The sequence below is a fragment of the Pseudomonas macauensis genome (genome assembly GCF_047902425.1).
Lineage (GTDB): Bacteria > Pseudomonadota > Gammaproteobacteria > Pseudomonadales > Pseudomonadaceae > Pseudomonas.
The window spans coordinates 5,336,455-5,348,396 of the sequence record NZ_CP138377.1 but is presented as its reverse complement, the minus strand read 5'-3'; the positions used below and the strand labels follow the sequence as shown (position 1 = coordinate 5,348,396).

Sequence of the window (11,942 nt, the reverse complement as noted above, 5' to 3'; positions counted from 1 at the left end):
GCACGCATGAGCGAAACCCTCGATCTGAGTCTGGAGGGCGTGGAGCGCCGGTCACTGGCCGACTTCACCGAACAGGCTTACCTGAACTATTCCATGTACGTGATCATGGACCGCGCCCTGCCGCACATCGGCGACGGCCTCAAGCCCGTACAGCGGCGCATCGTCTACGCCATGAGCGAACTGGGCCTGGACGCCGACGCCAAGCACAAGAAGTCGGCGCGTACCGTCGGCGACGTGCTGGGTAAATACCACCCGCACGGCGACTCGGCCTGCTACGAAGCCATGGTGCTGATGGCGCAGCCGTTCTCCTACCGCTATCCGCTGGTGGACGGCCAGGGCAACTGGGGTGCGCCGGACGATCCCAAGTCCTTCGCCGCCATGCGTTACACCGAGGCCCGCCTGTCGCGCTACGCCGAGACCCTGCTGTCCGAGTTGGGCCAGGGCACCGCCGACTGGGTGCCGAACTTCGACGGCACCCTGGAAGAGCCGGCCGTGCTGCCGGCGCGGCTTCCCAACCTCTTGTTGAATGGCACCACCGGCATCGCCGTGGGCATGGCCACCGACATTCCGCCGCACAACCTGCGTGAAGTCGCCGCTGCCTGCGTGCGCCTGCTGGATGAGCCGAATGCCACCGTCGCCGATCTGATCGAGCACGTTCCGGGCCCGGATTTTCCCACCGAGGCGGAAATCATCACCCCGCGCGCCGACCTGCAGAAAATCTACGAAACCGGCCGCGGCTCGGTGCGCATGCGCGCCGTGTACCGCGTCGAGGACGGCGACATCGTGGTCACCGCGCTGCCGCATCAGGTCTCCGGGGCCAAGGTGCTGGAGCAGATCGCCGGCCAGATGCAGGCCAAGAAGCTGCCGATGGTGGCTGACCTGCGCGACGAGTCGGACCACGAGAACCCGACCCGCATCGTCATCATCCCGCGCTCCAACCGCGTGGATGCCGAAGAGCTGATGACCCACCTGTTCGCCACCACCGACCTGGAAAGTTCGTACCGGGTGAACATGAACGTCATCGGCCTGGACGGCAAACCCCAGGTCAAGGACCTGCGCCAGGTGCTGAACGAGTGGCTGACCTACCGCACCGACACCGTGCGCCGCCGTCTGCAGTTCCGCCTGGACAAGGTCGAGAAGCGCCTGCACCTGTTGGAAGGCTTGCTGGTCGCCTTCCTCAACCTCGACGAGGTCATCCACATCATCCGCACCGAGGACCAGCCCAAGCCGGTCCTCATGCAGCGTTTCGAACTGTCCGAGCTGCAGGCCGACTACATCCTCGACACCCGCCTGCGTCAGCTGGCGCGCCTGGAAGAGATGAAGATCCGCGGCGAACAGGACGAACTGGCCAAGGAGCGCGCCAAGCTGCTGGCGATCCTGGGTTCCAACGCCAAGCTGCGAAAGCTGGTGCGCGACGAGCTGATCGCCGATGCCGAAACCTACGGCGACGACCGCCGTTCGCCCATCGTCGCCCGCGCCGAAGCCCGCGCCCTGTCGGAAACCGAGCTGATGCCGACCGAACCGGTGACCGTGGTGCTGTCCGAGAAGGGCTGGGTGCGCTGCGCCAAGGGCCACGAAATCGACGCCACCGGCCTGTCCTACAAGGCCGGCGACGGCTTCAAGGCGGCCGCGCCGGGCCGCTCGAACCAGTACGCGGTGTTCATCGACTCCACGGGCCGCAGTTACTCGTTGGCGGCCCACAGCTTGCCGTCGGCCCGTGGCCAGGGCGAACCGCTCACCGGTCGCCTGACGCCGCCGCCGGGTGCAACATTCGATCGTGTTCTATTGCCAGAGGACGCCGCGCTCTATGTACTGGCGTCCGATGCGGGCTACGGTTTCGTGGTCAAGGGCGAGGACATGCAGGCCAAGAACAAGGCCGGCAAGGCCCTGCTCAGCCTGCCCAATGGCGCTCAGGTGATGGCGCCGCGCCCGGTTGCGGATGTGGAGCAGGACTGGCTGGCCGCCGTCACCACCGAAGGTCGCCTGCTGCTGTTCAAGGTCTCCGACCTGCCGCAACTGGCCAAGGGCAAGGGCAACAAGATCATCAGCGTGCCGGGCGACCGCGTGGCCAGCCGCGAGGAGTACCTGACGGACCTGGCGGTTCTTCCGACGGGCGCGACTCTGGTGCTGCAGGCAGGCAAGCGGACGCTCTCCCTCAAGGGGGACGACCTGGAGCACTACAAGGGTGAACGGGGCCGCCGGGGCAATAAACTGCCACGCGGTTTCCAGCGAGTGGACAGTCTGCTGGTAGAATCGCTGTCTCAGGATTGAAACGTGGCTTGATACATTCTGCCGCTGGAGCTGCGGCGTCGATTGAGGGATGATAGATCCTTTTGGCAATCGGCGCCGTAGCCCGTTGCCCTGAAGTTACGTGAAATGATGGAAGTAACGCCGATTCCCGGCGAATGACGGTGATTCACGATGAGCGCTCTGCGCGTCCTGGCATGTCTTTCTCTCGTCAGCCTCCTCGGGCTGGCGGGCTGCACAGTGAATCGACCGACCCAGCTGTATCAACTGGATGCAGGTGCCGCGTCGGTTCCGACCCGCGAAAATGGTGTCGCTGTGCTCCTCGGCCCGGTATCCCTGGCCGACTATCTGAAACGTGAGACCATGGTTCAACGCCAGGCTGACGGCATTCTCAGCCTGTCCACCGACGCCCGCTGGGCCGGTAGCCTGGAAACCAACGTCAGCCAGCAACTGCTGCGCCTGTTGTCGAGCCAGCTCGACAGCACCCGCCTGGCCCTGTTCCCGGAGAAGCCCGGCTTCACGCCGCAGGTACAGGTCATGCTGACCATCAGCCGCCTGGATTCCGGCCCAAAGGAGCCGGCAGTGCTGGAGGCGCGCTGGCGCCTGCTCGACCAGAAGGGTGAGCTGCGCGACAGCCGCGTATTCCGCGAAGAAGAGGAGCATTCGGGCAGTATCCAGGACCAGGTTCGGGCCCAGGGTGACCTGCTGCGCAAGCTGTCGGTCCAGTTGGCCAAGGACGTGCGTCCGGTCGCTGCCGCGGTAGCCGAGCAATCGGCAGCGCCGCTAAAGAAGCCGGCGGTAGCCAATTCCGAAAAGGCCAAGCCCAAGGAAGAGGGGCCGAAGATCCCGCTGGTGGTGCCGATCCGCACCGACGTCGAGGTCTACCGCTTCTGACTTGAAACGGCCCGGAAAACCTGGTTTTCCGGGCCGTTTCACATCCTGGCCGACTCCCGGCACGCCCCGCCCAGCTTGACATCTTCTTGACGCCCACTTTGGTATCAAAGGCGCCGTTTGCAGGTCGCGATCGCGCGGAAATCCTTCCGTAATGCGCCTGCCAGGGGCCCGGCGTGTCGTCGTCACTTCCACTTTCTCATTCCGGTCAGGCGGCTACCGTCTTGGCCTGGCAGGCGTTGTGCGTTGCGCTGGCGGCATTCGTCCTGTTCCTGCTGGGCGCCCATGGCGCCGCGGTGGTGGGCTTCGACTCGCGCTTCGTGCTGTTCGCCAAGGAAATGCTGCGCCACGGTCCCAGCGTATTCCCGACCACCTATGGCGAGCCCTATCCGGACTACCCGGCGACTTCGACCTTCCTGATCTACCTGCTGTCGCTGCCGCAGGGGCGTGTCACGCTGCTCAGTGCCTGGCTGCCCACAGCCCTGGCGGCCGCCGTCATCGTCGGCCTGACCTATCGCCTGGTGGCGCCGCTTTCCCGGCGCTGGGCCGCGCTCAGCGTGTCGATGCTGTTGCTCACCCTGACCTTCCTCAGTGAGACCCGGGCGGTGTCGCTCGATCTGCAGGTGGCGGCGGTGGGGATGCTGGCCTTCTTCTTCGCGGTGCATGCCGAGCGCTACTCCGGCGTGGGTCTGCTGGCGCGCCTGTTGCCGCTGTTGCTCGCCGGCTTCGCGCTGCGCGGTCCGTTGGGGCTGGTGGTGCCGGCCGGCATGGTCTGCAGCCAGTTGCTGCTGGACCGCCAGTGGCGGCGCCTGCTGGGCTTTTCCCTGCCCGCGCTGCTGCTCCTGGTGGTCTGCACCATGCTGCTGCTATCGGTGGCGCGCGGCGTTGGCGGCGAGGCGTTCGCCCAGGATGTCCTGCGCATGCAGGTGACCGGCCGCCTGGACGGCAGCGCGGGCGCCAGCGATGCGCTGTATTACTTCCACAGTTCGCTGGGCAATTACGCCCTGGCGTTCCCGCTGGCGGTGCCGGCCCTGGCGCTGCTCTGGCGGCGCCGGTTCGATCCGGCGGCGCGGCTGGTCATCGGCTGCGCCCTGGCGGCGCTGGTGGTGATGGTCGGTCTGTCGCTGCCGCAGGCGAAGAAGGCCCGCTACATCGTGGCGATGGCGCCGTTGGCGGCCATTGTCGCGACCTATCCCTTCCAGGTGAACGACCGGCGCCTGGCCGTATTCCTGCGGGGTCTGATCCAGGGGCTCTGGCTGGTGCTGCCGGCGCTCCTGCTGCTGGGCGTATGGTTGGGCTTGCAGCGCTTCCCGCAGGCGCTGCAACCACTGGGTGGAAAGCTCTGGCTGTGCGTGGGCGGTCTGGCTGGTCTGCAGGTATTCGCGCTGTCCCGCCTGTTCCGTCGCGAGCGACGCGCCGAGCTGATGGCACTCAGCGCGGTGCTGGCGTTGTGGGGCAGTTACCTGCTGGTGATCGAGCCGGCACAGCGGCAGCTGTACGACAGCCGGGCGTTTTCCCAGGCGGTGGACGCCACGGTGCTCAGGGAGCCGGCGCCGCTGGTGCTCTATGGCATGGGCCGCGATGCGCAGGCGATCAAGTTCATGGTCAATCTCGATCGCGACACGCAGCCACTGTTCGCCAGCAGCCCTGAGCAGCTCGCCGCTCTGCCGGGGCCGTACTACCTGATGCTGGACGAGGAGAATGCCGACCGTCTGCGCGCCGCGTACCCGGCCCTGGGTGTGCCGCTGCTCAGCGGAAGCTTCGATTACAATCCCTACTGTCTGCTGCGCGTGAGCGACGCCAGCCTGTTTGGTGCTGCGCGATGAAGCCGCTGTTGTCCGCCCTCGGGCTCGGCGTGCTGCTGTGCGGCTGCCAGGGCTCCGACAGCTCCCAGCAAGTCGCCCACGATCAGTCCTTCTTTCGCCAGCATCCCATACCGCCATTGCAGGTGCGCCCGCCCCCGGGGAGCTTCATCCTGCCCTTGTTGCCGGATACGCAGTTCTATTCCGAGAACAATCACCGCGAACTGCGCCTGTTCCGCAGTAACCAGCGTTTCCAGGGATTGCCCTACGAGCCGGCGCTGGCCTTCTTCGCCCAGACCTGGTGGCTGGCGAAGAACGCCGAGGCGCTGCAGGTGTCGATGGTGGTGCATCTGGGCGATGTGGTGCAGAACGCCGGCACCCTGAGCCAGTGGCAGATCGCCAGCGGCGCGATGCGGGTGCTGGAGGAGGGCGGCGTGCCCTACAGCATCATGAGCGGCGACCGGGATATCCATGGCGCCGTCACGCCCGATGATCAGCGTTCGTTCCGCGACCGCTTCAAGGACCATTTCGGTCCGCAGCGCGCGGCCTGGCAGAGCACCTATGGCGGCAGCGACCCGCTCGGCCTTAGCCAGTACCACCTGTTCCGCAAGTACGGCCAGTCCTTCCTCCTGCTGGCGCTGGACTGGAGCCCGTCGAAGGCGACACTCGCCTGGGCGCAGCAGGTCATCGACGCGCATCCGCACATTCCGGTGATTCTCGCCTCGCACAACATCCTGTATGGCAAGGCCGGCAAGCCGCCGCAGCTGTCCCGCGAGGGTAGCGACAGCGGTCCGCTGCTCTGGGAGCAGTTGATCCGCCGCAACGACCAGATCTTCCTGACCGTCAGCGGGCATGTCGAAGGCTCGGCCCACGCGCGCATGCTCAACGACCAGGGCCACAGCGTGGACATGGTGATGGTCGACTACCAGGACGAGTACCTGGGCGGTAACGGGCTGCTGCAGTTGCTGGAGCTGGATTTGCGGCGCAACCGTATCGACGCCCTGTCGCTGTCACCCTGGGTGTTGTGGAAGCGGCAGTTCTATCCGCAGGCCTTCAAGGACTGCCCGTCGGATCAGGCTTTGCAAGGTTGCGACCAGTTGCTGCCGGCGCCATCGGCGGGCTGGGACAACCGTTTCCGCATCGATCTCGACTTCCGCGCGCGCTTCGCCAGCTTCCAGGGCTACACCGCGCAGTTCCCGGAAGGCGGGGCGGAAGGACCTTCGCTGTTGCAGCAGGTCCAGGCGCAGTTCGAGTCAGCCGCGCAGGCGCAGCAGGCGGCGGAGGGCGATGCCGCCAAGGGCAACGGCCAGGCAGGGTATCCAGACCCACTGCGCCTCTGACAGCAGCACCTGCGCACCGCGCGGACTGAGGAAGCGCGACAGGCCGATGGGCGACACCTCGATGGGATGCAGTGGCAGGAAATAGCGCTGGTCGTTCCAGGGCCAGAACCAGGCTACGCCCAACCCACCGTCGGTCATGGCATCGAGCACGCTGTGCGAGGCGGTGGCCAGGCCGATCCACAAGCCGGCTTTCAGTGGCCCGCAGCCGAGCCACCGAGAGGCCATGGCGCCGAGCGCACCGACCAGGGCAGCGAACAGCAGCGAGTGGCTGAAGCCGCGATGCCCCAGCGCGTCCTGATAGGCGATGCCGAGTTTGAAGGCGATGACGTCGAGGTCCGGCAGGCAACTGGCGAGCATGCCGGCCAGCAGCAGGCGCGGCGGGATCACCCGCGAGCCGAGCGCCAGGCCGACGGCCAGCGCCGGCAGGGGATGAGTGATCAGGGTGGTCATGGAGTCCGTTCCATGCGGGGCCGGGTGGCCCCGTCATCAGCTGGTGCGCAGGGCGCGCATACGCGAGAGCTGGCGCTCCAGCATCGAGGGATAGGGTTCCTTCAGCCACTCCACGCAGCAGGCATTTTCCGGGCTGGCGATGGGGCGGATGCGTGCACGTTCGCGGACTTTCTCGTCATCGCCGATGGATTTCTCCACCAGCAACAGGTTGCGGCTGTGCTGGCTGAGGGCGAGGGCGTTCTGCGCCGCCGACTCCTGCAGCAGTTCGGCCTGTTCGAGATCGGCGACGTCCTCGCCCAGCACCAGGCCCAGCTGCAGTTGCAGGGTAATGCCGCTGTCGGCTACCTCGATCTGCAAGGCGTGACCCAGGGCGCGCATCAGCTCGCCGCAGCACAGGGCGTTGGTGAGGAACTCCTCGTCCTGGTCGCGGCTGTGGAAGAGGATCAGGCTGCCGCCGTCGTTGAGGGTGTACAGCGTGCCCTTGTACAGGCGTGCGGCCTGTTCCAGGCAATCGCGGTAGCGCTCCAGCAGGTCGACCAGGCGGGCGCGCGGCAGGCGACGCAGCTGTTCCTGGGCGCCAAGTTGAACGGCGAGAACGGCACTGGTGCCGCTGGATAGCGGTTCCGGCTCGGCTTCGGGCTCGTCTTCGACGTCGGCGTCGACTTCTGCCTCGTCTTCCACCAGCGTGTCGAGCTCTTCCTCGGGGAAGTCCTCGTCGCCTGCGGGGTCGGCGGTGCGGCGAGCCGTCGGGGCGGGGAGTTCATCTTCGGAGAAGATGTTCTCGTCGAATTCGTGTTCGTCGCTGGCGCCGGCTTCTTCCAGCACGGGCTCCTTGGCGGCGGCTTTCGCCGGTGCTTTCGGGCGTGGCGCGGGAGCGGTGACCACCGGCTCGGGGGCTGGCGGCTTCTCCGGCACCAGGCGCGCTTGCAGCTGGCGGGCCAGATCGCCGATCTCGTTCTGCAGGCCGGCGCCCGGGGCGGGGTCGTCCGGATCGCGCAGCCAGACGCGAAGCTGTAACAGTGGGGTGGAAATCTGCCGGCCCAGGCGCAGGCCGAAGGTCAGGGTGAGCAGCAGCAGGATCAGGCTGATCAGCCCCATGCTCTGCAGGCTGACGGTCATCGGCTGCTCGAACTGGTGCATGTCGAGGCTGATGCGCAGGTGGCCGGCGATCACTTCCTGGAAGGTGATGGGCGTGGAGTACAGGCCCTCGGTATCGCCCAGCAGCCCCTGCTTGGGCCGGGTGCCGGACTCGGCGAGGATGCGGTTGTCCACGCTGTAGATCGCGGCGTGGGCGACCAGCGGGTTCTTCGTCAGGTTGTTGAGCAGCACGTTGAGGCTGAGGATGTCGTTGGAAACCAGCAACTCGGTGGCGGACTGCGCGGTCTGGGTGGTCAGGCTCTGGCCCAGGGCGTCAGCCTGCTGCTGCATGGCCTGCTTGAACTGCATGCCCATGACCCAGGCGTAGATCACCAGGGCAGCCGCTACCAGCAGCAGCGTGTGGATGGCGATTCGCAGGGCGATCGGCACACGGCGCTGACGCAGGGCGTGGAAAAGCAGCAGGAAGAAATTGTCGGGCTTGACGGAGGTGGGCCGGGTCACAGCGGGCTCGGTCTTCAGTAGGGCAGATACGGGCCAGTATAACGAGCCCCTCCGGAGGGGCAAAGCGCCGCAGGCCTTGTCCATGCGAACGAGGCCGGGATGGGCGGGGAATGCGCCTGCCAATCCGATCGGTGGCGGTGCCCGCCAGCCGGGCGGATGCGGCGGAAAGCAGGTAGAATGTCGGCCTTTTTTACACGGCGGAGACAGCGCCTTGCGCGAAATCGTCCTGATCAATATCACCGGGGAAGATCGCCCCGGCCTCACCGCAGCCATCACCGGCGTGCTGGCCCAGGGTGGCGTGAACATCCTCGACATCGGCCAGGCGGTGATCCACGACACCCTGTCGTTCGGCATCCTGGTCGAAATTCCGGATACCGAGCAGGCCTCCTCGGTGCTCAAGGACGTGCTGTTCACGGCCTACAAGCTCGACCAGCAGGTGCGTTTCACACCGGTTTCGGAAGACGATTACCGGCAGTGGGTGGGTGGCCAGGGCAAACCGCGCCACATCGTGACCCTGCTGACCCGCCGGGTAACCGCCGAGCAACTGCAGCGCGTCAGCTCGATCACCGCCAAGTACGGTCTGAACATTGATCAGATCGACCGCCTGTCCGGGCGCATGGCGCTGGACGTGCCGGCCGACCAGGGCAAGGGCTGCGTTGAGTTCTCGGTACGCGGCGAGCCGGCCGACCCGGTGGCGCTGCGTGCAGAATTCCTCAGCGTGGCGCAGGAACTGAATGTCGATATCGCCTTCCAGCAGGATTCGGTGTTCCGCCGCAACCGCCGCCTGGCGGTGTTCGACATGGACTCCACGCTGATCGAGGCCGAGGTCATCGACGAACTGGCCAAGGCTGCCGGCGTGGGCGACAAGGTTTCCGAGATCACCGAGCGCGCCATGCGCGGCGAACTGGACTTCCGCGCCAGCTTCAAGGAGCGCCTGGCTCTGCTCAAGGGGCTGTCCGAGGACGTGCTGGAAGAGATCGGCGCTTCGCTGCGCCTGACCGAAGGCGCCGAGACGCTGTTCGCCGAGCTCAAGCGTCTGGGCTACAAGACGGCGATCCTCTCCGGCGGCTTCAGCTACTTCGCCAAGCAGCTGCAGGCCAAGCTGGGCATCGACTACGTGTTCGCCAACGAGCTGCAGATCGTCGACGGCAAGCTGACCGGCGTGGCCATCGAGCCCATCGTCGACGCCCAGCGCAAGGCTGACCTGCTGCGCGAGCTGGCGGTGAAGGAGGGGCTGCAACTGGAGCAGACCATCGCCGTGGGTGATGGCGCCAACGACCTGCCGATGCTCGGCCTGGCAGGCCTGGGCGTGGCCTTCCGCGCCAAGCCGCTGGTCAAGCAATCGGCCAAGCAGGCGATCTCCACCCTCGGGCTGGATGGCATTCTCTACCTGCTCGGATTCCGTGATCGCGAAGGGGCCGACGGCCGCTGATCGATCCGGCTGTCTACGCAAGGCAAGAAAAAGCCGCCCAATGGGCGGCTTTTTCTTGCGGGGCGAATGGCTACTCGTCCGAGGCGAAATCGTAGTCCATCGCCTGACTCGGTCCTTGCAGGTAGTGGCCCTGGATGTAGTTGGCGCCGGCCTGCCAGAGCGTCGCCAGGGCGCTGGCGGTTTCCACCATCGGCACGATGGTCAGCTTGGCCTGGGCGTGGAGGCTGGCCATCAGGGTCTTGAGGTTCTCCTGGTTCTCCGCCTTGCCCAGCTCCTGCACGTAGGAGCCATCGACCTTCACGAAGTCGACATTCATGTGCTTGAGCGTATTGAACGGGTTGAGCGCGCAACCGAACTGGCACAGGGCGATCTGGCAGTGCAGCTCGGCGAGCCCCTGGCTGAGCACCTTCGCCTGCTTGAGGTAGCTGATCGCGTCCGGTTCGCTGATCTGGATGATCAGGGCATCGGCGGGCAGGCGCGATGCCTTCAGCGCCACGTTCAGCCATGGCAGCAACTCGGCATCTTGCAGGCTGGAACTGGAAAGGTGAACGAACAGCTTGGTGTCGTGGCCCTTGGCGCGGTGTTCGGAGAGCAGCTTGATCGAGTTGAGCAGGACCCAGCGGTCGATCTTCTCGGCCAGGCCGCCCGACTTGGCGGCGGCGAGGAAGTCCGCCGGCGGTACTTCCTCGCCCTGCGGATTGAGCAGGCGCAGCAGCACTTCGTAGTGTTCGTGGGTATCGCCGCGCAGGCTGATGATCGGTTGGAACAGCAGGCGGAAGCTGTTCTGCTCCAGGGCCTGGCGGATGATCGCCAGGGTGTCGCCGCGGTTGGCGGCGGCGGCCAGTTCATCGGCCGGGTCGTAGAGCTTCAGGCCGTTGCCTTCGCTCTGCGCGATTTCGTCGGCGCTGCGGTGCGCGCGCTCGATGACGTCCTGGGCGCGGGTGGTCTTTTCGTCCAGCCCGGCAATGCCGATGGACAGGGTGACCTGGGCCGTGCGGCCGTGGATGTCGAACAGGTTGCCTTCGATCTTCTTCAGCAGGCTGGCGAACAGCGGCTTGGTCTGGTCCGGGGTGTGTCCCGGCAGCAGCACGGCGAACACGTCGTCGCTGAAACGAGCCAGCTGGGCTTCCTGGGGGAAGTGGGCGCGCAGCAGGTTGCCGAGGTCGGCAAGCAGCAGGTCGATGCTGGCGACGCCGAGGTTGAGCTGCAGCGTCTGGGCGCGGTCGAGCAGCATGTAGGCGAAGGTGGCCGGCTGGCTGGCGGTCACCGCGCGCTCCACGGCGCTGTCCATCAGATCGAGGAAGTGACCGCGGTTGTACAGGCCGGTGACCAGGTCCTGGCTGCTGACCTCGCGCAGCTTCTCTTCGAGCTGGGCGTTGTCGCTGTCGGCGCGGATCACCACCTGGATGCACGGCTCGCCGTCATAGGTGGCCGGGGAGAAGGTCATGCGCGCACTGAAGGCCTGGCCGTCCACCTTGATGCCGCTGCAGGCCAGGTCGGCATTGTTATCGGTGGTCTGATAGCCCTTGAGGAAGTCCTTGAAGGTCGCCTGGTCGCTGCCGGCGATCAGGTCGATCATCGGCATGCCTTCCAGTTCTTCCGCGTCGTCGTAGCCGAACAGGTCGACGTAAGCGCGGTTGGCATAGATGTGCATGCCGTCGTGGACGTAGGTGATGGCGTCCACCGAGCTGTCCAGCAGCAGTTGGCAGCGCTTTTCCGTTTCCCGCAGGGCGACTTCGGCGGCGCGGCGGGCGCGGCGCTCCTCGAGGTTGGCCAGTTCGCGCTTGGCGACCAGGATCAGACGCTCGTCTTCCCCTTGCGGCAGGGCGTCCTGGGCACCCAGGGCGAGGGCCTCGGTCACCGCATCGGAGTCGTTGCCGGTGATCAGCTGGATGAACGGGATGTCCTTGGCCTGGCGGCGAATGCTGCTCAGGGCTTCGCTGGGCGCCATGGCGCTGCTGTCAGGCGCGGCGATCAGCAGATCCCAGCCCTGAGGGAGGATTTCCAGGAGGTCTTCACTGGACGTAATGCGATGGACGCGGGTGGCGCGACCGGCATTGCGGAACAGGCTGACCAGGCGCTCGGCTTCGTTCTGGGAGTCTTCCAGGATCAGCAGGCGGACGGTCTTCTTTTCATTGGCCATGGATGAGGCTGCTTATACCGCACTGGACGGCAGCAAAT

At 66.1% G+C, this 11,942-nt stretch carries 8 protein-coding genes; 5 read left to right on the top strand and 3 right to left on the bottom strand.

What is annotated here, in order from left to right; genetic code table 11:
* Nucleotides 1-6 precede the first annotated feature (6 nt).
* From parC to SD196_RS24550, 4 genes are all read left to right on the top strand, one after another.
* Nucleotides 7-2,271, top strand: a complete 2,265-nt coding sequence (parC, locus tag SD196_RS24565) for a DNA topoisomerase IV subunit A (protein WP_343576771.1) — start codon at nucleotides 7-9, stop codon at nucleotides 2,269-2,271.
* A 150-nt stretch (nucleotides 2,272-2,421) separates the two neighbouring features.
* Complete coding sequence (locus SD196_RS24560) at nucleotides 2,422-3,141, top strand: PqiC family protein (protein ID WP_275608920.1); 720 nt, start codon at nucleotides 2,422-2,424, stop codon at nucleotides 3,139-3,141.
* A 221-nt stretch (nucleotides 3,142-3,362) separates the two neighbouring features.
* Nucleotides 3,363-4,964, top strand: a complete 1,602-nt coding sequence (locus SD196_RS24555; protein WP_343576774.1) for a glycosyltransferase — start codon at nucleotides 3,363-3,365, stop codon at nucleotides 4,962-4,964.
* Complete coding sequence (locus SD196_RS24550) at nucleotides 4,961-6,280, top strand: calcineurin (RefSeq protein ID WP_343576776.1); 1,320 nt, start codon at nucleotides 4,961-4,963, stop codon at nucleotides 6,278-6,280. Before SD196_RS24555 ends, SD196_RS24550 begins: the two co-directional genes overlap by 4 nt.
* Here SD196_RS24550 and SD196_RS24545 read toward each other — a convergent pair.
* Nucleotides 6,194-6,730: a metal-dependent hydrolase gene (locus SD196_RS24545; protein WP_275608917.1), complete on the bottom strand. Its 537-nt coding sequence runs from the start codon at nucleotides 6,728-6,730 to the stop codon at nucleotides 6,194-6,196. The genes SD196_RS24550 and SD196_RS24545 overlap by 87 nt on opposite strands.
* A gap of 36 nt (nucleotides 6,731-6,766) precedes the next feature.
* A complete protein-coding gene (locus SD196_RS24540) occupies nucleotides 6,767-8,329 on the bottom strand; it encodes an AhpA/YtjB family protein (RefSeq protein ID WP_275608916.1) in 1,563 nt (520 codons plus the stop codon).
* A gap of 211 nt (nucleotides 8,330-8,540) precedes the next feature.
* Between SD196_RS24540 and serB the strand changes: the two genes are divergently transcribed.
* Nucleotides 8,541-9,761, top strand: a complete 1,221-nt coding sequence (serB, locus tag SD196_RS24535) for a phosphoserine phosphatase SerB (RefSeq protein WP_275608915.1) — start codon at nucleotides 8,541-8,543, stop codon at nucleotides 9,759-9,761.
* A 70-nt stretch (nucleotides 9,762-9,831) separates the two neighbouring features.
* Here serB and SD196_RS24530 read toward each other — a convergent pair whose 3' ends face one another.
* The gene (locus SD196_RS24530; protein WP_275608914.1) at nucleotides 9,832-11,904 is read right to left on the bottom strand and encodes an EAL domain-containing protein; all 2,073 of its coding nucleotides are present in this window, start codon (nucleotides 11,902-11,904) and stop codon (nucleotides 9,832-9,834) included.
* Nucleotides 11,905-11,942: the final 38 nt, after the last annotated feature.